Source organism: Nonomuraea sp. LP-02 (assembly GCF_036289125.1).
GTDB lineage: Bacteria > Actinomycetota > Actinomycetes > Streptosporangiales > Streptosporangiaceae > Nonomuraea > Nonomuraea bangladeshensis.
On sequence record NZ_JAXCLK010000001.1, the window covers coordinates 1850927 to 1871728 of the forward strand.

Annotated in this window: 16 protein-coding genes and 1 pseudogene; 12 read left to right on the forward strand and 5 right to left on the reverse strand. The window is 72.3% G+C overall.

Features of this window, described 5'->3' with window-relative positions:
• Nucleotides 1-50: 50 nt before the first annotated feature.
• A complete protein-coding gene (locus SMD20_RS08660) occupies nt 51-938 on the forward strand; it encodes a dihydrodipicolinate synthase family protein (protein ID WP_329577374.1) in 888 nt (295 codons plus the stop codon).
• A 22-nt stretch (nt 939-960) separates the two neighbouring features.
• On the opposite strand, the gene SMD20_RS08665 is transcribed toward SMD20_RS08660, so the two are convergent.
• The 3 genes from SMD20_RS08665 to SMD20_RS08675 are packed head-to-tail and all read right to left on the reverse strand — an operon-like array spanning nt 961 to nt 4420.
• The gene (locus SMD20_RS08665) at nt 961-2925 is read right to left on the reverse strand and encodes a hypothetical protein (protein ID WP_329577377.1); all 1965 of its coding nucleotides are present in this window, start codon (nt 2923-2925) and stop codon (nt 961-963) included.
• Nucleotides 2922-3698, reverse strand: coding sequence for an amidohydrolase family protein (locus tag SMD20_RS08670; RefSeq protein ID WP_329577379.1), 777 nt, complete (start codon nt 3696-3698; stop codon nt 2922-2924). Before SMD20_RS08670 ends, SMD20_RS08665 begins: the two co-directional genes overlap by 4 nt.
• Nucleotides 3695-4420, reverse strand: a complete 726-nt coding sequence (locus SMD20_RS08675) for an amidohydrolase family protein (RefSeq protein WP_329577382.1) — start codon at nt 4418-4420, stop codon at nt 3695-3697. Before SMD20_RS08675 ends, SMD20_RS08670 begins: the two co-directional genes overlap by 4 nt.
• 279 nt (nt 4421-4699) lie before the next feature.
• On the opposite strand from SMD20_RS08675, the gene SMD20_RS08680 reads away from it, so the two are divergent.
• From SMD20_RS08680 to SMD20_RS08700, 5 genes are all read left to right on the forward strand, one after another.
• Entirely contained in the window at nt 4700-5368 is a 669-nt protein-coding gene (locus SMD20_RS08680) for an amidohydrolase family protein (protein WP_329577384.1), read from the forward strand.
• A gap of 37 nt (nt 5369-5405) precedes the next feature.
• On the forward strand, nt 5406-6155 hold the full coding sequence (locus SMD20_RS08685) for an amidohydrolase family protein (RefSeq protein ID WP_329577387.1): 750 nt from the start codon (nt 5406-5408) through the stop codon (nt 6153-6155).
• 20 nt (nt 6156-6175) lie between these two features.
• A complete protein-coding gene (locus SMD20_RS08690) occupies nt 6176-7414 on the forward strand; it encodes a DegT/DnrJ/EryC1/StrS family aminotransferase (RefSeq protein WP_329577389.1) in 1239 nt (412 codons plus the stop codon).
• A gap of 309 nt (nt 7415-7723) precedes the next feature.
• Nucleotides 7724-9688, forward strand: coding sequence for an outer membrane protein assembly factor BamB family protein (locus SMD20_RS08695; protein WP_329577392.1), 1965 nt, complete (start codon nt 7724-7726; stop codon nt 9686-9688).
• A 455-nt stretch (nt 9689-10143) separates the two neighbouring features.
• Nucleotides 10144-12150: a PQQ-binding-like beta-propeller repeat protein gene (locus SMD20_RS08700; RefSeq protein ID WP_329577395.1), complete on the forward strand. Its 2007-nt coding sequence runs from the start codon at nt 10144-10146 to the stop codon at nt 12148-12150.
• Nucleotides 12151-12281: 131 nt separating this feature from the next.
• Here SMD20_RS08700 and SMD20_RS08705 read toward each other — a convergent pair whose 3' ends face one another.
• Nucleotides 12282-12761, reverse strand: coding sequence for a MarR family winged helix-turn-helix transcriptional regulator (locus tag SMD20_RS08705; protein ID WP_329577398.1), 480 nt, complete (start codon nt 12759-12761; stop codon nt 12282-12284).
• 141 nt (nt 12762-12902) lie between these two features.
• Here SMD20_RS08705 and SMD20_RS08710 point away from each other — a divergent pair, with 141 nt between their 5' ends.
• From SMD20_RS08710 to rph, 5 genes are all read left to right on the forward strand, one after another.
• Entirely contained in the window at nt 12903-13550 is a 648-nt protein-coding gene (locus SMD20_RS08710; RefSeq protein ID WP_329577400.1) for a nitroreductase family protein, read from the forward strand.
• A gap of 135 nt (nt 13551-13685) precedes the next feature.
• Nucleotides 13686-14087 carry a hypothetical protein gene (locus tag SMD20_RS08715; protein WP_329577403.1) on the forward strand — a complete coding sequence of 134 codons (402 nt, stop codon included), beginning with the start codon at nt 13686-13688 and terminating at the stop codon, nt 14085-14087.
• 38 nt (nt 14088-14125) lie between these two features.
• Entirely contained in the window at nt 14126-15274 is a 1149-nt protein-coding gene (locus SMD20_RS08720) for a sensor histidine kinase (protein ID WP_329577406.1), read from the forward strand.
• Complete coding sequence (locus SMD20_RS08725; protein WP_329577409.1) at nt 15271-15936, forward strand: response regulator transcription factor; 666 nt, start codon at nt 15271-15273, stop codon at nt 15934-15936. Before SMD20_RS08720 ends, SMD20_RS08725 begins: the two co-directional genes overlap by 4 nt.
• A gap of 129 nt (nt 15937-16065) precedes the next feature.
• The gene (gene rph, locus SMD20_RS08730; protein ID WP_329592477.1) at nt 16066-18594 is read left to right on the forward strand and encodes a rifamycin-inactivating phosphotransferase; all 2529 of its coding nucleotides are present in this window, start codon (nt 16066-16068) and stop codon (nt 18592-18594) included.
• Here the strand turns inward: rph and SMD20_RS08735 are convergent.
• Entirely contained in the window at nt 18573-19523 is a 951-nt protein-coding gene (locus SMD20_RS08735) for a LysR family transcriptional regulator (RefSeq protein WP_329577412.1), read from the reverse strand. The genes rph and SMD20_RS08735 overlap by 22 nt on opposite strands.
• A 135-nt stretch (nt 19524-19658) precedes the next feature.
• Here SMD20_RS08735 and SMD20_RS08740 point away from each other — a divergent pair.
• Nucleotides 19659-20792, forward strand: a pseudogene (locus SMD20_RS08740) (MFS transporter); the annotation flags it as partial.
• Nucleotides 20793-20802: the final 10 nt, after the last annotated feature.

The window sequence follows — 20802 nt, forward strand, 5'->3', positions numbered from 1 at the left end:
CGCGCGGATGAACGGCCTACGCTGGTCGGCCTGAACGTGAGGGAGCGAGCATGAGCATGCCGATCGACGCGCGGGCCGCCGGGTTGCGTGACCGTCTGCGCGGGAGCCTGGCCGCCGCGGCGCTGACGCCGATGACCCCGGCGGGGGAGGTGGATCTCGACGTCGCGGAGGAGTACTTCCTGCGGCTGGTCGCCTCGGGCGCGGGCGCGCTGGCCGTGCTCGCCCACACCGGCCGCGGGCCCTTCCTGCCCGCGGCCGTGCGGGGCGGCCTGATCGTACGCGCCCGTCGCGCGGGCGTCCCGGTGATCGTCGGCGTCGGCTCTTCGGAGGACGGGGCGATCGCGGACGCGCGGATGGCGGCCGAGCTGGGGGCCGACGGGGTGCTCGTGTTCCCGGAGCCGGGGGACCGGGTGGCGCTGCACGAGGCGGTGTGGTCGGCGGCCGGGCTGCCGATCATCGCCTTTGACCTCTACACGGACCCGTGCCCGCCCGCCACCCTGCACCGGATCCTGAGCCTGCCGGGGGTCGCCGGTCTGAAGACGGCGCTGCTGTCCGACGCGATGGGATGCCAGGAGACGATCGCCCTCACCCGCGAGGCCGGCCGCCTGGCGATCACCGGCGAGGACCGCATGTTCGCCCCCTCGCTGCTGTGGGGCGCGCAGGCGGCGCTGGTGGGCATCGCGGCCGCGTCGGTGGAGACGACGGCGGCGGTGATGCGTGCGTACGAGGGCGAGGACCTGCGCGGTTTCGAGAAGGCGTCCGCGCGGCTGGACCGGCTGGCGGCGGCCACGTTCACGGCTCCCATGGAGGGCTACGTCCAGCGCATGGCCTGGCTGGCCGCCGCGGAGGGGCTCGTGCCCGAGGAGCACGCGCACGATCCGTACGGGCCCGCCCTGCCGGACGGCGAGCGGGCCAAGGTGCTGGCGGCCGTCCCGTAGCCTCGGGACGGCCGCCCGCCGGTCAGATCGCGATGCGAATGAGGTTGCGTCCTCTGAGCGCGTAGAGCGCTCTGCGGGACGGGTCGATGTTGATCCGGGAGCCGCCGCCGAACCAGTCGCTCGCCAGCCCGTCCACGAGTGCGCGTGAGGTGAACTTCACCAGGTCGATCTCGTAGACGGCGTCCTCGTCGCTGGTGTACGCGTACCGTCCGGCCAGCACCAGGTCCCCGCCCCGGTCGCACACCTTCAGCGTGCGCGTGACCTTGCGCCGGAGCAGGTCGACCTCGAACAGCAGGCCCGTGTCGGTGACCCCGTACAGGGCGAGCGCGGTGTGCTTGAGGCTCGTGACGGCCTTCGCGCCCGCCACCGGCTCGATCTCCCACCGCACCCGGCGGCCGCGCAGGTCGAACGCCGCGAGCCTGGCCGTGGACGTGACCGGCGGCGCGCCGAGCCCTTCCTGCGTGCTGGTGCCCATGTAGACGGTGCCCAGCAGCGCGGTCAGGGAGAACACGGTCTGCCGCTCGGCGATCGGCCGGTAGGTGTCGAGCCGGCCGGTGCGCGGGTCGTACACGTCGAGCGCGCCGTTCTGGTGGCCGGGCTCCGGCTGGGTGGACATCACGATCAGGCCGGTCAGCTTGTCGTGGACGAGGTCCTTGGGCCGGTCCTGGTTGTGGCCGGTGCGGAAGAGCAGTTTGGCCTCGGCGTCGCCGGCGCGGTGGGAGTAGAGGGCGGCCTGGGTGTAGACGCCGAGGTACGTGGTGGTTCCCACGCTCATGATGGTCTTCGGCTCGCCGGGAATGGGCAGCCTGGTGACCTGGCCGGTGGACAGGTCGTGCAGGTCACAGCCGCCCTTGCCGCCCACGTAGACCCGCTTGCCGTCGGAGTGCACGGACATGGGCTCCTCGGGGGCCGCCCGGTAGCCCTTGGCGACATGGCTGACGTAGCTGATCTCGCCGCCGGCCGGGTCGTACACGAAGATGCCCGGCTCCTGGACGCCGTAGATGCGCCCGCCGTGCTCCAGGAGCCGTACGGTCTGCGCCTCCGGGAACGGCACGCCCAGCACCTCGTACGCGCCGGTGGCGATGTTGTAGCGGTAGAAGGTCCCCGAGGGGCGCCCGGCGAAGTAGACCCAGCCGTCGTGGATCAGCACCGAGACGACGTACTTCTCGCCCGGCGCGGTCGCCTTGACCACCTTGTACGCCGACGGTTCCGCCTTCTCCAGCACGATCAGCTCCGCCAGCGAGTTCATGCCGCCGGCGACGTGCGTGTCGCTGATCGACATGCTCGACACCCAGTCCCGGTCGGCCACCTCGGCGGGCAGCAGGTCACGCTTCTCGCCCGTCCGCCGGTCGATCGCGACGAGGTGGGCGTTGCTGCCGACGCCCGCGTAGACGTGGGTGGCGTCGGCGGCGATGCTGCGGACGTACGCCTCGCCAGGGGCGGCCTGGCCCAGGTCGCGGGTGGCGCCGGTGGCGGGGTCGTACTCGAGCACGCGTCCGGGCTGCGAGGTGCCCAGGTAGACCTTGCCGTCGGGGGAGGCGGCCATGGTCCAGATGTAGGGATCCGGGTAATTGGCCAGCAGGGTCGTGGCGCCGGTGAGGGTGTCGATCTTGTAGAGGTCGGAGCGGGAGTGGGTGCCGACGTAGACGTCGGTGCCGACCTTGCACATCGCCCAGATGCCCACGCCGGTAGGGATGTCGAAGTGCGCCGTCACCTTGTCCTCGCCCAGATTCCAGGCGCCCACGACGTTGGGCGCCAGGCCGCGCGAGCCCAGGTAGAGCACGTCGCCGACGAATTCGGCGTTGCCCAGGGGGCTGGCCATGCTGGCCGGGCCCAGGTCGGTGATCGTGCCCTTCGGCTCGCGGCCGGCGGACGGCGCAGAGCTCGCCGGCAGGGCTGACGCCGAGGCGGGGGCGGCGGGAAGGGCGACGGCGGAGGTGACGGTGGAGGCGGCTGCGGCTTGGAGGAAGCGGCGGCGAGGGATCATGCGCTGGTCACTCCTTGTGAGGGGTCGCCGCACGGTATAACGGACCGGTCCGTAATGTCCAGATCGAAGAGCCGTACGGCGTTCCGCCACGCGACCAGCTCGGCCGTCTCCTCGTCCAGGCCCGCCGCCGCCACCGCGCCGAACGCCGAGGCCGGATCGATGAGGGTCGAGTCGGTGCCGAAGAGCAGCCGCTCGGGGTCCACCGCCGCCGCGACCTGCGCGACCCGGCCGGCGGGGGCGTGGGAGTAGCACGGTTCGAGGTAGAGGCGGTCGCAGGCGGCGGCGGCCTCGATGGCGTACGTGTGGCCGTCGGCGCCCATGTGCCCGGCGATGACCCGCAGGCCGGGCGTGTCCAGGCAGACCTCGGCCAGGTCCAGCACCGTGGCGCCCCACGTGTGGACGAGCGCGGGCACCCCGGCCTCCGCGACCATGGCCAGCGCCTCCCGCGTCTGGGGCGAGGAGGCGGGGGACCGGGTGTAGTCGGTGTGGATCTTGACGCCGACGAACCTGCCGGTGGGCAGGTAGGCGCGCAGGTCCCGCTCGGCGTCGGCGAGTCTGCGGGGGTTGACGGTGACGTACCCGAGGTGGCGGTCCTGGGTCTCCAGCCAGGAGGCCAGAGCCCGGTTGCCCGCCGCCGCGTCGTAGATCACCGCTTCGGTGGCCGAGACGATCGACAGGTCGATGCCGTACCGGTCCATGGCGCTCATGTTGGCGCCGGCCACGTCCATGGTGAAGAACCAGGGGCCCCAGTGGGCGTGCACGTCGATGATCATCCGAGCAGCCTCCTCGCGTTGCCGCCCGCGACGGCGGCGATCTCCTCCGGCTTCAGCCCGCTGGTCGCCAGGCGCAGCAGGGGGACGACCGGCTCGTAGTGCGGGGTGCGTGAGCCGTACAGGAGCCGGTCGGCCGGTACGCTCTCCAGCGCGTCGGGGGAGTTCAGCAGGCGCGTCGAGGTGTGGAAACCGGGCTCGTCGGCGGCGGCGACGAGGAAGTCGCCCAGGTGGTAGAAGTGCGTGTCCAGGAAGACCACGGTGGCGTCGAGGCCGGAGAATGGCTGCCAGAAGCGCCGCACATCGCCGCCGGTCAGGACGGTGAGGCCCAGTTCCGCGCACTTTCTGGCCACGTGGCGGATCGAGGGGAAGCCCGCTTCCACGCCCTGCTCGTCGGGGAAGAGCCTGACGGCCCTGACGCCGAGCTCGGCCAGCCGGTCGACCTCACGGACGGCGCCGATCGGGTCGCGCAGGTCCACGGTGCCGACCGGCACCACCGGCGGGCCCAGTGTCAGGACCTCGTCGTTCCCCGAACGCACGTCGAACAGGGCGGCCCGCAGGGACGCCACCGCCCCGGCCCGGACGCGGTGCGCGGCCAGCATGTTCAGCGTCGATTCCGGCGTGCCCGGCGGGCCGTCGCGGTCGGGGTAGGCGCCGACCAGGACATCCACGTCGAGGCTCACTTCGAGATCGCCGATCAGCCTGCTCGCGTCGAACACCGTCACACCAGCCTCCATTGACTTATCGAGCTCAGCACATTACGGTCTGGGCCAAAATAGGGCAACCCGCTCTTGTGGAGGTGTGGCCGTGTGGCGTGAACCCCTCGCAGTCCTCGCGATCCCAGCCGCCGGACTGCTCCTACTGGTACCACCGGCCCAGGCGGCCCGGGTGGCCGCCACGCAGAAAGCGCCTTCGTGTGCCGGGCCGACGAGCGGCCGGAACCCGGCCAGGATCGGCCTCGACCCGCGCTGCCCCCTGCTCACCGTCACCCCGCCGGCGCTCTGATGGCGTACACCGTCATGGACGCGCACCGGCTCGTCGGCCCCGTCCCCTTCGACGACCTGCCGGAGGACCCCCGGCCGGAGATGGAGCGGCTGGGCATCGACCGCGCCTACGTCACCCACACCCTCAGCCTCTACTCCGACGCCCACGCGGGGAACGAGGCGCTGCTCGGCCTCGGCGACCCCCGGCTCCTGCCGGTGCCCGTGCTGCTGCCCGACCCGTTCGAGCCCGTGCCGGACTGGGACGTGCCCATGGTCAGGCTCTGCCCGGCACGGCACCGCTTCGAGCTGACCGGGCCGACGGCCCTGCGGTGGCTGGCGGCGCTCGGCGTCACAGCGGCCATCGACTTCGACGAGACCACGCCCGGACAGCTCCTCGCGCTCGCGCGGGAGCTGCCCCGGCAGCGCATCCTGCTGCTCAACCCCGGCTACCGGCGGCTGCGGGCGATCGGGGAGCTCATGGCCGCCATCCCGAACCTGTGGGTGGAGATCGGCACCGTCAACACGCAGCGCGGCGTCGAATGGCTGGCCGGGCACTTCGGGGCCGGGCGACTGGTGTTCGGCACCGGCGCCCCCGTCATGGACGACTGCGGCCCCCGCTTCCTGCTCGACCACCTCGACCTGCCGGAGGCCGACATCGCCCTGATCGCGTCGGGAGGCGACCTGCTGTGATCTCTCACGCCCGCGTCCCGTACGGAGGTGACCTCCGGTGATCCCCGACACCACGCCTGCGGTGATTCTGGACGCGCACGGGCACCTCGGCTCGTGGCCGGACTTCCTCATCCCCGACCCGACGGCCGGCGGCATGGTCTCCCTCATGGACCGCCTCGGCATCGACGCCATCGGCATCAGCCACCTGCTCGCCGTCGGCCCCAGCGCCGAGGAGGGCAACCGGCTCGCGTTCGAGGCCGCCGAGCGGCACCCCGGCCGGTTCGGGGTCTGGCAGGTCTACAACCCGCACCAGCGCAACCGCCTCGTGGAGCGGGGCGTCTGGGGCGTCAAGATCCATCCGGACGTGCACCAGTGCGCGCTCGACGACCGCCGCTACGACCCCGTCTGGGAGCTGGGCCTGCCCGTCCTCGCCCACGGTCAGACGGACTCGCCCTGGAGCGACCCGGAGCGGTTCGTCACGGTGACGCGGCGGCATCCCGGTGTCCCGCTGCTGCTCGGGCATGCCGGCCTCTGGCCGCACGGCTTCGTCCGTGCCGCCGGGCTCGTCCGCGACCATCCTGACGTCCACCTGGAGATCTGCGGGTCCAAGATGACCGGGCGGTGGATCGCCCGGCTGGCCGGTCTGGTCGGCGCGGACCGCGTGATCTACGGCTCCGACGCCTGCTTCCTCGACCTGCGCACCGGCTTCGGCCGCGTCGCCCTCGCCCCGCTCGACCCCGCCGACCGCGCCCTGATCCAGGGCGGCAACCTCGCCCGCATCCTCCGCGCGGAAGGACCACGTCCGTGAACCCGTCCCCAAGACCGTCCATGAAGCTCGCCATCGACGGCGGCACCCCCGTGCGCACCGAGCCTTGGCCGTCGTGGCCGCCCCCGCTGGACGCCGCCCAGCGCGCGCTCGTCACCTCCGTCCTGGAGAGCGGCCGATGGGGCGCCACCCAGGACGGCTCGGCCTGCGCGGACCTGGTCGCCGCCTTCGCCCGCCGCTCCGGCGTCGAGCACGGCGTCGCCGTCGGCAACGCCACCCTCGGTCTGTTCGCCGCGCTGCGCGGCCTCGGCGTCGGACCCGGCGACGAGGTGATCGTCCCGGCTTACACGTTCGTCGCGACGGCCACGGCGGTCCTGCTCGCCGGCGCCACGCCGGTGATCGTGGACGTCGACGCCGCCGACCTCCACCTGTCGCCGCCCGCCGTCGAGGCGGCGCTCACCCCTCGCACGGCCGCCATCGTGCCGGTGCACCTCGCGGGCAGCCCCGCCGACATGGACGCACTGAACACGATCGCGGCACGGCACGCACTGGCCGTCGTCGAGGACGCGGCCCAGGCGCACGGCGCCGCCTACCGGGGCCGCCCCGTCGGCGGGCTGGGCGACGCCGGGGTCTACAGCTTCCAGTCCAGCAAGGCCATGACGGCGGGGGAGGGCGGGCTGATCGTCTGCCGTTCCCCGAAGGTGCACGAGGCCGTCTGGTCGGCCTGCAACGTGGGCCGCACGCTGAACGGCGCCTGGTACGGCCATCCGCGCGTCGGCTGGAACCTGCGCCTGACCGAGATCCAGGCCGCCCTGCTGCTGCCCTGGCTCGACCGGCTCGACGACGAGATCGATCGCAGAAACGCCTTCGCCGCCGCCCTGGACCGCGAACTGGCGGCACTCGGGCCAGCCGCCGGCCGCGGCGGTGGCGCGACGCGTCCGCCGTCCGATGGCGGCGTGGACGGAGTGACGGTGGTGCCGCAGCCGCCCGGCACCACCCGTGACTCGCGCCACCTGCTCATGCTCCGCATCCGGACACCCTTCGAGCGGCCGTCCCTGCTGGCGGCCATGGCCGCGGAAGGCGTCCCTCTCGACGCCGGCTACCCGCCGCTCGGCACGATGCCCGCGCTGATCGAGGCGGGCGCCCGCGCGGAGCCCTGCCCGTCAGCGGAGGCCGCCGCCCATGAGGTGTTCTGGGTCCGCCAGCCCATGCTCATGGACGACCCCTCCAGCGCCGCCCACATCGCCGACGCCCTGGCGAAGGTCCTCGCGAGCCCGCCCCTGCTTCGATCTCTCCCGTGATCCAGGAGCTCATAGGTGCGCTGCCCATCATCGAGGACACCAGGACCGGCCCGAGCTGCACGCCGCCCAGGCCGCCGACCGCTGGACCTGGCTGCTCCTCATCGCCCACACCCGGCTGCGCCTCGGCCGCCGCCTGACCGGAGACCTACGCCACCCCTGGGCGGCAACCCATCCCACGCGGCCCGGAACGCACCGCGCCACGACGTCGGCAAGACCGTCAGACGCGCCTTGAATGTTGACGAGCCGTCATTTCGCCTATTACGGTCCTGACCATAATTGTGCGTGGACGAACCTATTGGAGGTGCGGCCGTGCCGCGTATCTGTGTGGCGCTGCTCATGGTCCTGACCGCTCTGGTATTACCGACCCCCGCGCACGCCACGGCCACGCCGGGCTGCCTCACCCAGGCCGTCACCAAGTACGGCCCGGCCTCCGTCACGGGCGCGATCGTCGGCGCCACCGTCCACGAGGGGCACGCCTACGTGGTCTCCCGAGGGCCGAAACCGCCGGTCGTGGCCGAGATCAGCCTGGAGACCCGCAAGGTGACCCGTACCGCGACGCTTCCTGACGGCCCCAAGCCCGGCGAGCCGGAAGGCGGCTGGGCCACCGCGGTGGCCGGCGGAAAGCTGTACATCGGCACCTATCCCGTGCCCGACCTCTACAGCTACGACCTGGCCAGCGGTGAGGTGGCGCACCTGCACTCCTTCGGGGCGAACGGCGGTTTCGTCTGGAGCATGGCCGCCGCGCCGGACGGCGTCCTTTACCTCGGCACCTCCTCCGACGGCCGGCTGTGGGAGTACGTCCCCTCGACCGGCGCGGTCCGCAGATACGACGTGCTGGTCCAGGGCGAGCACTACGCCAGGGCCGTGGCCGTGGACGGCACCACCGCCTACGTCGGCCTGCTGGAGAAGGCCAGGCTGATGGCCGTGGACCGGGTCAGCGGAGCCGTCAGGGAGCTGGCCCAGGGGCCCGCGGCCGTCGGCACGGTCACGCTCTACGGTGACAGGGTGCTGGCCGCGAGCGGAAGCACGCTGATCGACGTGCGTAAGGACGGCACGGACAAGCGGCAGTTCGACACCGGCGTGGGCAACCTCGACGCGTTCGAGGTGGCTCCCGACGGCACCGTCTACCTGACCTCGCGCCCCGACGGCGCCGTCTACACCTACCGCACCGGCCAGGACGCGGTCACCAAGATCGCTGATCCGCCTTCGCCCGGCGAGGAGACGCGGGCGCTGAAGCTCATGGGGCAGCAGCTCGTCGGGTTCGCCGGCAGCGGCGGCATGTGGTGGCTGGACCTGCGGAGCGGCGAGTCCGAGTTCGTCGACCTCATCGACGCCGGCTTCCCGGCCGGTCCCGAGCGGACCCAGAGCATGCTGCTGGTGCCCGACCGCGCCCTCTACATCGGCGGCCACTTCGCCGTTGAGGTGCGCGACCTGCGGACCGGCAAGGAGCGCAGGATCCGTGTCGTGGGTGAGCCGAAGGCCATGGTGCGACGAGGGAACAACGTCTTCGCCGCGCTGTACCCCAGCGGGCAGATCATCTCGATCGACGTCCGCACCGACGAGGTGCGCGGCTTCGGCTACATCGGCCACGACCAGTCGCGGCCGTGGGACATCGAGCACGACCCTGTCACCGACACCATCCTGGTCGCCTCCGCGCCGACCGGCGCGAAGCTGAAGGGCGCCCTGACGGTGCTCGACCCCGACACCGGCAAGATGGACGTCTACCCGGACGTCATCCCCGACCAGAGCCTGATGAGCCTGAGCGTCGACTCCGAGCGCGGACTCGTCTACCTCGGCGGCGACGTGCTCGGCGGCGGCGGCACTCCGCCCGTCAAGACGACGGCCTCGATCGCCGCCTTCGACCTCAAGAAGCGCAAGGTGCGCTGGACGATCGACCCGCTGCCGGACCACCGCACCTTCCAGGACCTCAAGGTGCACAACGGCCTGCTGTACGCGGTCTACAAGCGCGTACTCGGCGCCTGGATCGCCCTGGACCCCGCCACCGGCGCCATCAAGCACCAGGGCCTGCTGTCGGGACACGGCGAACTGCAGGTTCACAAGGGCCGGGTGTTCACCTCCACGTTCTTCGGCGGAGGCAACGCCTACGAGCTGGGGACGGAGGCGAAGCTGCTGGCGACCGGGCTCGGCGACGAGTGGCACACCAACCCGCAGCTGCAGTTCGAGCCCGGCACCTACAACGCCTGGACGATCGTGGGACGGGACCTGGCCCGGGTGCGTCTCGATCCGCGCTGCCCGACCGTGACCATCTCCTAGCGGTTCCACCCGATCCGGGCCGAACCCTGGCCGGACCTCGGCCGGCGCGCCACACCCGCGCCTGCCGGGACCGGTCCCGGCAGGACGGATCGCACGTGGAGTTTCCGCGCGTCGAAGGCCCGCCGCCGATCGTCGTGCACGGGCCCCGTCCCGGTGCGCCGGCCCGCGCGCGCGAGGACTTCCGAACCCGCGGCCTTGAGAACCTGCGGTCATCTGAGACCACGGCCTGAAGTACGCGCGGCTCCTCCTTTCTGCCGTCCCCTTCTGAGCTGGTCGCCGTTGACAGCCGGAGCTTCGTCCAGTTACGGTCTGGGCCGTAAATCGAGAACCGAGGAGGCCGCGTGCGGACGACAGCGGAGCTGGAGGAGCGGCCGGCCCGGCCGAGCCCCGGGCCGGGCCTGGCCGAGTCGCTGCGGGGCCAAAATCGGACAACACGCTCTTGTGGAGGTGCGGCCGTGCCGCGCAGACCCCTCGCAGTCCCCGCCGTCCTGGCCGTCCTGGCCGCCGGCCTGCTCCTACCCGCGTCCCCGGCCCAGGCGGCCGCCCCGGCGCAGCCGTCCTCGTGCGCCGCGCCACGGGTGGAGACGTTCGGGCCGGCGTCCATGACCGGAGCCATCGTGGGCGCCGCGGTCCACCAGGACAAGGCCTACGTCGTCACCCGCGGCCAGAAGCCGCCCGTGCTGGCCGAGATCGACGTGAACACCCGCACGGTCGTCCGGAGCGTGCGTCTGCCCGACGGCCCGGCCGCCGGGGAGCCGGAGGGCGGCTGGGCCACCGCCGTGGCCGGCGGCAAGGTCTACGTCGGCACCTACCCCGTGCCCGACCTCTACCGGTTCGACCCGGCCACCGGCGAGGTGGCGCACCTGGCCTCGTTCGGCAAGAACGGCGGCTACATCTGGTCGCTGGCCGCCGCCCCCGACGGCACGATCTACGCCGGCACCTACCCCGACGGCCGGGTCAGGGAGTACGTCCCGGCCACCGGCGCCGTACGCGACTTCGGCGTGCTGGCCACCGGCGAGCGCTACGTCAGGGCGCTCGCCGCCGACGCCGACAACGTCTACGCGGGCCTGCTCGACAAGGGCAAGCTCATGGCGATCAACCGGGCGACCGGCGCCGTCACCGAGCTGGCCCAAGGGACGACGGGCATCTCCGTGGTCGTCGAACACGGCGACCGGATCCTCGCGGTGAGCGGCCAGACCCTCATCGACGTGCGCAAGGACGGCACCGACGCCAGGAACGTCCCCCTCGGCCCGACCAGCAGCCTCGACGCGCTCACCGTGGCCCCGGACGGAACCGTCTACGGCACCTCACGCCCCGACGGCGCCGTCTACCGCTACCGCACCGGCGACAGCGCCCCCACCCGGATCGCCGGCCCGCCCTCCCAGGACGACGAGACCCGCAAGCTCGCGCTGACCGGCGACGGCACCCTCGTCGGGTTCTCGGGCAGCGGCGGCATGTGGTCGCTCGACCTGGGCACCGGGCGCTCGACCTTCACCGACCTGATCGAGGCCGGCCTGCCGGCGGGCGCGGAACGCCCGCAGAGCATGCTGCTGGTGCCGAACCGCGCCCTGTACGTGGGCGGTCACTTCTTCATGGACGTACGCGACCTGCGCACCGGCAAGCAGCGCCGCTTCCGCGTCCCCGGAGAGCCGAAGGACCTCGTACGCCGCGGCGACAAGATCTACGCCGCCGTCTACCCCAGCGGGAACATCATCTCCATCGACCTGCACACCGACGAGGTCCGCAGCCTCGGCTACCTGGGACACGGCCAGCAGCGCCCCTGGGACATCGAGTACGACCCCGTACGCGACAAGCTGCTGGTCGCCTCCGCCCCCCTGGGCGCCGAGCTGGAGGGCGCCCTGTCGATCGTCGATCCCCGCACCGGCCACATCGACGTCTACAAGGGCGTCATCCCCGGCCAGAGCCTGATGAGCCTGTCGCTGGACGCCGGCAAGGGCATCGTGTACCTCGGCGGCGACGTGCTCGGCGGCGGCGGCACCCCGCCGGTGCACACCGCGGCGTCGGTCGCGGCGTTCGACCTGCGGTCCCGTACGGTGCTGTGGCAGGTGGAACCGGTCGCCGGCTTCCGTACCTTCCAGGACGTCAAGGTGCACGACGGGCTCCTCTACGGCGTGTACAAGCGCAACTCCGGCGCCTGGATCGCCCTGGACCTGGCCACCAGAACGGTCAGGCACCAGGGGACCCTGTCCGGGTACGGCGAGCTGACCGTCCACCGCGGCCGGGTGTTCGTCAGCACGTTCTTCGGCGGCGGCAACGCCTACGAGCTGAGCGACACCGCCACGCACCTGGCCACCGGGCTGGGGGACGACTGGTACACCAACCCGCAGCTCCACTTCGAGCCCGGCTCCTGGAAGGCCTGGGCGCTGAGCGGCCGGCACCTGGCCAGGATCGACCTGAACCCGCGCTGCCCCCTGCTCACCGTCACCCCGCCCCAGAGCTGACACCGCCCCGGAGGCCCGCCGACCTGGCGGACCTCCGGAACAGGACGTCCGATCCGGATCGGCGGCGGGGGCGGATCCCAACCCCGGCCGGGCCCTCCACGACCGCGGAGTGACCGGCAGGCACGCTGGGGTCAGCGAGGGTTGACGGCTCCGGCCTGCAGGAGTTTGGCGAGGATCGTGCTCAACTGGCCGCGCTCGCCGGGGGTGAGGGCCTGGAAGGTGTCGTCGAGGAAGGCCGGGATCGAGGCTTGGGCCTGGGTGAGCCGCCGGCGGCCTGCATCGGTGATGGTGACGGCGTAGGAGCGCCTGTCGCGGGGGTTGCGTTCCCTTTGGACGTGGCCCGCCTTCTCCAGGTCGTCACAGATGCCGACCATGACGCTGCGGTCGATCCGAAGCTCCTCGCTGAGCGTCTGCTGGGAGCAGGGGCCGACGGCGTCGAGCATCTGGAGCACGAGGTGTTGCCCGACTCCGAGCCCTTCCTTCGTCGCGTGCACGTCGGCGGCGCGGGCCACGGCGGCCGACGCCCGGCAGAGCGCGATGTCCAGCCGCTCGGCGGCGAGCTGCGGAAAGTACGCCGTCCCCCGGTCCGTCGTTCTGGTCGTCGGCGCCATGACTCTCCCTCGTGTGGTCAGCCGCGAGTCTACCGCGAATCGATCTCCACACAGACTGTTTGACGGCAGATGATTTGCAGGCATACGGTCTCAACCGTCTGTCCGCCAATTGTTTGCTCGCAGATGGAGAATGACCACATCATGACGCTGAACCTCACCCCCGACGAGCTGCTGAGCACCACCCGCGCCGTACGCAAGCGGCTCGACCTCACCCGCCCGGTGCCGCGCGAGCTGATCGAGGAGTGTGTGGACCTGGCCGTGCAGGCGCCCACCGGGCGCAATCGGCAGCGCTGGCACTTCCTCGTCGTCACCGAGCCCGAGCAGCGGCGGGCCGTGGCCGACATCTTCCTGCGCGCCCTGCCGCTGGCCTCCGGGCAACCGCTGACCGAACGCGACCTGTGGCGCATGAACTACCACTCCAGCTCCACCGAGCGGGTCTTCGACGGTCTGCGCCACCTGGCCGACAACATCCACCGGGTGCCCGCGTTCGTCATCCCGGGCGTGGAGGGACGCACCGACCGCGCTCCCGTGGCCGTGCAGGCCGGGGCGTGGGGATCGATCCTGCCGGCCGTCTGGAGCTTCATGCTGGCCGCCCGCGCGCGCGGCCTGGGCACGGTGTGGACCACGGCGCAAGGGCCGCTCGAACCCGAGCTGGCCAAGGTGCTCGGCGTGCCGTACGACGAGATCATGCTGGCCGCCTTCATCCCGCTGGCCTTCACCATCGGCACCGACTTCAAGCCCGCTCCCCGCATCCCGCGTGAGGAGGTGCTGCACTGGGATCGCTGGTGATGCCTGCACCGTTCGGTGCAACGCGTACACCGAACGGTGCAAGGTCAAGTGACAGTCGATGGACGACGCGCTCCCGCCGCGGCCCGCCCTAGCGTTTTCTCGTCCGAAAGCAGGATGAGAACGGGAGAAGTCGCCATGAACAAGAGAGTGATGACCGCGATCGCCGGGCTGAGCCTGACGGCCGGCCTGCTGGCACCGGCCGGTGCCCAGGCCGGCCAGGCCACCGCTGCGACGGCCGCGGCGAAGCCGCCGAAGGGAGCCAGGGCGGTGGTGCAGGTCAGCCCGAACCCCACCACCCGGCGCGGCCAGGAGGTGACGATCACCGGTCACTGCGGCGGCGGCAAGGGGCTCAAGGCCGTGCTGGCCGGGCTCGACAGGAAGCACCCGGTGCTGCGCAATGTCCGCATCGTCGAGGACGATCCGAAGGGATTCGTGGCCAAGGCGACCCTCGCGCCCACGATCGGCAACGGCGTCGGCCCCGTTCTCGTCGACTGTGGCGGCGAGGCGGGCGTGACCCTCCTGGTCACCCACGTCTGATCCGAACCCGTCACCCCTCGTCGAGAAAGAGCCTCCGCATGGCCGAACCACCCCCACGACGCGCACCCGCGCCTGTCCGGCACCTCGCCCGGATCACCGACATCACGCTCGCCGTCCTCACGCTGGTCTTCTTCGTCGCCGTGGCACTGGCCACCGGCGTGCACAACCCCTGGCATGGCCCGATTCCCCTCGGGCTGCTGCTCGGAGGGCTCCTGCTGGTCAGACGCCGCTGGCCGATGACCGTGCTGCTGCTGTCGATCGGCGGGATCTTCGTCTACCACCTCACCGTGGACTGGTCTCCCGCCGGTTGGATCTGGCCGGCCGCGGTCGCCTACTTCACCGCCGCCACCACGTCGCGCGTGCGCTGGGTGCCCGTCATCGGCCTGGCCCAACTGGTCTACTCGGCGGTCGACGCCCGCCGGCTCCTGGACATCAACCCGACCGGCTACGTGATCCACGTCGCGGGGGAAGGGCTACTCCTGGCGATCCTCATCGCCGCGGGCCTCACCTACGCCGCCGCGACGCGCTGGCGCGAGCGGCTGCGCGAGACCGACAGCCGGGCGCACGCCGCCGAGGAACGGCTGCGCGTCTCGCACGAGGTTCACGATGTCGTCGCCCACACGCTGGCCGTCGTCGGCGTGCAGCTCAATGTCGCCGCCGACGCTCTGGAGGACGACCCGGCAGCGGCCGCCGCCGCGCTACGCGTGGCGAAGGACGTCAGGAACCGGGCGATGACCGACGTCCGCTCCCTCATCACGATCTTGCGTGACGATCCCGGCGACACCGTGCCCCAGGCGGATCTGGCCTCCTTGGACACGCTCATCGCCGACGCCCGCGCCGCCGGGCTCGAGGTGACCCTCGACGAGCACGGTGACCGCGCGGCCGTCCCCGCCATCACCGCCATCGCCGTCCACCGCGTCGTGCAGGAGTCCCTCGCCAACACGCTCAAGCACGCGGGGGCGGGCAAGGCCGAGGTGACGATCGGCTACCGGCCTCGCTCGATCACCGTCAAGGTCACCGACGACGGCCGCAGCATCCCCGATGGCGCCGATGTCGCCGAAGGCCACGGTCTGGCCGGTATGCGCGAGCGGGTGAGCGCACTCGGGGGCGCGCTCACCGCAGGCCCCGTCGCCGGCGGCGGCTTCGCCGTGCGGGCCGACATCCCTGTGGCAGGCTCGACGGCATGACGATCAAGGTGCTCCTCGCCGACGACCAGGCACTCGTACGGGCCGGCTTCCGCAGCCTGCTGGCCCGTTCCCGGGACATCACGGTCGTCGGCGAAGCCCAGGACGGCGACGAAGCCGTACGGCTGGCCGCGAGCACCCGCCCCGACGTCATCCTCATGGACATCCGCATGCCGGGCACCGACGGGATCACCGCCACCCGCCGCATCCTCACGGACCCGGCCGCTCCGGGCTGTCGCGTCATCATCCTGACCACGTTCGACACCGACGAGCACGTCTTCGCCGCACTCCGGGCCGGAGCCAGCGGCTTTCTCACCAAAGAGGTCGAACCCGCCGAACTCCGCCGGGCGGTCGCCGCCGTCGCAGGGGGAGACGCGCTGCTGTCGCCGGGCGTGACCCGGCGCGTCATCGAGCAGTTCGCCCACCGGCAGGATCTCACGCCCAGCGCGGGACAGCGGCTGGCCGCCCTCACCTCACGGGAACGGGAGACGGTCGAGCTCGTGGCGCTCGGACTCTCCAACCACGAGATCGCCGAGCGGCTCTCCATCAGCCCGCTCACCGCCAAGACCCACATCACCAGGGCCATCGCCAAGCTGGACGTGCGCGACAGGGTCCAACTGGTCATCCTGGCCTACGAGAGCGGCCTGATCAGGCCCGGCACGTGACATGGTCATGCGGGCCTTCCCTTTTCACTCTATAGCAGATCACCGCCCCTCATGAGAAGTAAAAAAGTGCTCCATACTTGCCCGTTGCGTACCGACCCGACGAACGATGGAGCAACCGAATTGGGTGACGTGCTGGGTTTCGCGCAGATCGACTCGACCAACCTCGCGGACGTCGGCGGCAAGGGGGTGGGCCTCGGCGAGCTCTCGCGGATCGACGGCGTCCGCGTGCCGGACGGCTTCTGCGTCACGACGGACGCCTTCCGCCGGGTGGTGACCGCGGAGCCGTCGTTCGGCGCCCGGCTCGACCGGCTGTCCCGCGTGGATCCGGACGACCGCGAGGGGATCCGCGCCCTGAGCGCCGAGATCCGCCGCGCCGTCGAGGACGTCACCATGCCCGACGACCTCGTGGCGGCGATCAGTGACGCGCTCGACGGGTTCGGGGCGCAGGCCGCGTACGCGGTGCGTTCCAGCGCCACGGCCGAGGACCTGCCGGGCGCGTCCTTCGCCGGGCAGCAGGACTCCTACCTCGACGTCGTGGGCCTGGAGGAGATCGTCCGGCAGGTCCGGCGGTGCTGGACGTCGCTGTTCACCGAGCGGGCGGTCACCTACCGGCGGCGCAACGGCTTCGACGACCGCAAGGTGCTGATGGCCGTGGTCGTCCAGCGGATGGTGCACCCGGACGCGGCCGGGGTCCTGTTCACCGCGGATCCCGTGACCTCCAACCGCAAGGTCGCGACGGTGCAGGCCGTCCAGGGGCTCGGCGAGGCGCTCGTCTCCGGCCGCGTCACCGGCGACGTCTACGCGGTGCGCGACGACCAGGTCCGCGCCACGGCGCTCGCCACCGAGACGCGGCCGATCCTGACGGACGCCCAGGTCGTGGCCCTGGCCCGGCTGGGCCGGCGGATCGAGGCGCACTTCGGCCGCCCCCAGGACATCGAGTGGTGCCTGACCGGCGACGATGTCCACATCGTCCAGAGCCGGCCGATCACCACGCTGTTCCCCGTCCCGGAGACCGCAGACGGGGAGAACCACGTCTACGTCTCCGTCGGTCACCAGCAGATGATGACCGACGCGATGAAGCCGCTGGGGCTCTCGGTGTGGCAGCTCACGACGCCACGGCCGATGTACGAGGCAGGCGGGCGGCTGTTCGTCGACGTGGCCGCCCAGCTGGCGACGCCCCGGGGCCGGGAGGGGCTCTTCGCGACCTTGGGCAAGGACGACCCGTGGATGCGGGACGCCCTGCGGACCATCCTCGACCGCGGCGACTTCATCCCTTCGCGGCCGGACGACCCAGCCACGGGCGCGCCGCCCGTGCCGCCCGCCCCGGCCGAGCCCGATCCGGCCGTCGTCACCGAGCTGATCCAGGCCGACCAGGAGCACATCGCCACCCTGCGGCGCACGATCGCGACGTTGTCCGGGCCGGAGCTGCTGGACTTCATCCTGGCTGACCTCGCCGAGCTGCGGCGCGGTCTGTTCAGCCCGCGCAGCTACCAGGCGATCATGGCGGGCATGGAGGCGTCCTGGTGGCTCAACGACCACCTGGAGACGTGGCTGGGGGAGAAGAACGCCGCCGACGTGCTCACCCAGTCGGTCCCGCACAACGTCACCTCCGAGATGGGGCTGGCGCTCCTCGACGTCGCCGACGCCGTCCGGCCGCACGCCGAGGTCGTGGGGCACCTGCGCCGCGTCGCCGACGAAGGCCGCGAGGGCCCGGCCTTCCTGGACGAGCTGGCCGGGCTGCCCGGCGGGCGCGAGGCGCGGGACGCCATCCGGGGCTTCCTCGACGAGTACGGCATGCGCTGCGCGGGCGAGATCGACATCACCAGGACGCGCTGGAGCGAGAACCCCGCCATGCTCGTGCCCACCATCCTCGGCAACGTCAGGAACTTCGAACCGGGCGCCGGCCGGCGGCACTTCGAGCAGGGACTGCAGGAGGCGCGGCGCAAGGAACAGGACGTGCTGACGCGGCTGCGCGACCTGCCCGACGGGGACCAGAAGGCGGAGGAGACCAAGCGGATGATCGACCGTGTCCGCGCCTTCACCGGCTACCGCGAATACCCGAAGTACGGCATGATCAGCCGCTACTTCGCGTACAAGCAGGCGTTGCTGCGCGAGGCCGACCGTCTCGTCCGGTCCGGTGTCCTGCGCGAGCGGGACGACGTCTTCTTCCTCCGTTTCGAGGAGCTGCGGGAGGTCGTGACCACCGGCGAGGCGGACGCCGGGCTCGTCGCGGAGCGGCGGGCGGCGTTCCGGTCGTACGAGACGCTCGTCCCTCCCCGGGTCCTCACCTCGGAAGGCGAGGTCGTCACCGGCCGCTACCGGCGGGACGACGTCCCGTCCGGCGCGCTGCCCGGCCTCCCCGCCTCGGCCGGGACCGTCGAGGGCCGGGCCAGGGTCGTCACGGACATGGCGCGGGCCGACCTGGAGGCGGGCGACATCCTGGTCACCGCCTACACCGACCCGAGCTGGACCCCGTTGTTCGTCGCCGCCGCCGGACTGGTGACGGAGGTGGGCGGCCCCATGACGCACGGGGCGGTGATCGCCCGGGAGTACGGCCTGCCGGCCGTCGTCGGCGTCGAACGGGCCACCGGGCTCATCCGGGACGGGCAGCGGATCCGCCTCAACGGCACCGACGGCTACGTGGAGCTCCTCGACTGATCCCTCGCGGCCCACTCCGGCACCCACGTTCCGGCGCCGCCGTGATCCGCCACGGCGGCGAGGTGGTCGAGGAGGGTGGCCAGCGCGGGGTGGGGATTGTCGCGGTGCCACAGGAGCGAGTGCGGGTAGACCGGCACGGGACCGGTCACCGGGATGCGGCGCAGCCCGTGGCCGGCGGGCCAGACGAGCCGGGTGTGCCCGCCCATGAACGTGGCCAGCGCCGGCGTGTCGGCGATCGTGTCGAGCAGCACGTCGGAGCCGAAGTTGGGGCCGGTCGCCTCGATGGTGAGGCCGAACTCGGCGACGAGGTCGTCGTAGTAGGCGGCCCACTCGGTGCCGGGGGCGAGGCCGGGCATCCAGATGCGGTGCCCGGCGAGCTGGGCCGGGGTCACCGACCGGGCGGAGGCCAGCGCGTGCGCGGGGCCGGTGAGGAGCTCGAGCGGCTCGTCGAGCACCCGTACGGACGCGAGGTCCTCCGGGAGCGGCCGGCCGGGCGTGTTGACGGCGCGGAAGGACGCGTCGATCGTGCCGGACCGGAGGGCGGCGACGGCCGCCTCGATGTCGTGCAGCATCACCACGCCGAGCTCGATCTCGGGGTGGGCCCGGTGGAAGGCGCGCATCAGGCCGGACGCCGCGCCGCGCGAGGCGAGCACGTCGACGCGCAGCGCCCGGCTGCCGGTCCGTACGGACGCGACCGCGCGCTCGGCGACCCGCAGCAGCTCGCGGGCGTGGGGCAGGAACGCCTGCCCGTCGATGGTGAGCGCGGCGCCGCGCGGGGTCCGAGTGAACAGCCGCACGCCGAGGTCGCGCTCCAGCGCGGCGACGCGCTTGGAGACGGCCTGCTGGGTGATCGCCAGCTCGGCGGCGGCCTCCTGGAACTGCCCCGCGTCGGCGGCGGCGACGAACGTCCGTACGGTTTCGAGATCCACGCCGACACCCTATAGGTACAACATCTGGTTGTGGCTGGGCCGATCCGGGTTGTTTGATCCCCTGCTCCCTCGCACGCTTTGATGCTCACCGATCACGGATCGGTTGTGGCGGACGAGCGGCGAGGAGCGTCGAGCATGCGGAGCGGGCATCGGCTGGGGCGGGAGTTCGGGTGGCTCTGGGCAGCGTACGGGACCAGCGCCCTCGGCACATGGCTGGCCTTCGGCGCGTTCCCGCTGATCGCCGTCCAGGTGCTGCACGCAGGGCCGGCGGAGGTCGCCGCGCTGTCCGCCGTCGGGGCGGCCGTGGGCGCGGCCGTGGCGGTGCCGCTCGGCCCGTGGGTGGAGTTCCGGCGCAAGCGGCCGGTGCTGATCGGGACGGACCTGCTGCGGTTCGCGGCGCTGCTGACGATCCCGGCCGCGTACGTGCTCGGCGTCCTCACCTTCGTCCAGCTCCTGCTGGTCTCGGTCGTGGCCGCGGCGGCCGACATCACCTTCCGCGCCGCGTCCGGCGCCTACCTGAAGACGCTGCTGCCGGCCGGTGACCTGCTCGTCGCCAACGCCCGCTTCGAGTCCACGGCCTGGACGACCACGATCGTCGGGCCGCCCCTCGGCGGCGCGGCGATCGGGCTGCTCGGCCCGGTGGCGACGGTGCTGGCCGACGCGGTCAGCTACCTGCTCTCGGCCCTCGGCATCCGCGCGATCGGCGGCCGGGAGCCGAGCCCCGGGCCCCGGCCGGCCGCCCGCCTGCGGGCCGGGGACCTGCTCGACGGCTGGCGGCACATCCTCGCCGACGCGACGCTGCGGCCGCTGTTCTTCAACACCGCCCTGTTCAACGGCCTGGTGATGGCCATCGACGCGCTGCTCGCCGTCCTGATGCTCGGCGAGCTCGGGTTCGCGCCGTGGCAGTACGGCCTCGCCTTCGCCTTCCCCGCGATCGGCGGGCTGTTCGGCGCGCGGCTGGCCCGGCCGCTCGTCGCCCGGTTCGGGCAGCACCGGATGCTGGTCGCGTCCGGTGTGCTCCGCGCGCTCTGGCCCGCCGGCCTCGCCTTCGTGGGGCCGGGCACCGGGGGACTCCTGCTGGTCATGGGCGTCGAGCTCGGGCTCATCTTCTGCTGCGGGGTCTTCAACCCCGTCCAGGCCACCTGCCGCCTCGAACGCACTCCGTCCGGACGGGTCACCCGCACGCTGACGGCCTGGACGGTGACGACCCGGGCCTCGACCGCGCTCCTCACCGCCGTCTGGGGGGTGCTGGGCGGCCTGCTCGGCCCGCGTACGGCCA

What these genes read in the sequence shown, in the direction of transcription:
- SMD20_RS08725 (WP_329577409.1), top strand. Translation starts at nt 15,271, where the DNA reads ATGACGATCAAGGTGCTCCTCGCCGACGACCAGGCACTCGTACGGGCC.
- SMD20_RS08660 (WP_329577374.1), top strand. Translation starts at nt 51, where the DNA reads ATGAGCATGCCGATCGACGCGCGGGCCGCCGGGTTGCGTGACCGTCTG.
- SMD20_RS08670 (WP_329577379.1), bottom strand. Translation starts at nt 3,698, where the DNA reads ATGATCATCGACGTGCACGCCCACTGGGGCCCCTGGTTCTTCACCATG.
- SMD20_RS08705 (WP_329577398.1), bottom strand. Translation starts at nt 12,761, where the DNA reads ATGGCGCCGACGACCAGAACGACGGACCGGGGGACGGCGTACTTTCCG.
- SMD20_RS08680 (WP_329577384.1), top strand. Translation starts at nt 4,700, where the DNA reads ATGGCGTACACCGTCATGGACGCGCACCGGCTCGTCGGCCCCGTCCCC.
- SMD20_RS08710 (WP_329577400.1), top strand. Translation starts at nt 12,903, where the DNA reads ATGACGCTGAACCTCACCCCCGACGAGCTGCTGAGCACCACCCGCGCC.
- SMD20_RS08665 (WP_329577377.1), bottom strand. Translation starts at nt 2,925, where the DNA reads ATGATCCCTCGCCGCCGCTTCCTCCAAGCCGCAGCCGCCTCCACCGTC.
- SMD20_RS08690 (WP_329577389.1), top strand. Translation starts at nt 6,176, where the DNA reads ATGAAGCTCGCCATCGACGGCGGCACCCCCGTGCGCACCGAGCCTTGG.
- SMD20_RS08720 (WP_329577406.1), top strand. Translation starts at nt 14,126, where the DNA reads ATGGCCGAACCACCCCCACGACGCGCACCCGCGCCTGTCCGGCACCTC.
- SMD20_RS08715 (WP_329577403.1), top strand. Translation starts at nt 13,686, where the DNA reads ATGAACAAGAGAGTGATGACCGCGATCGCCGGGCTGAGCCTGACGGCC.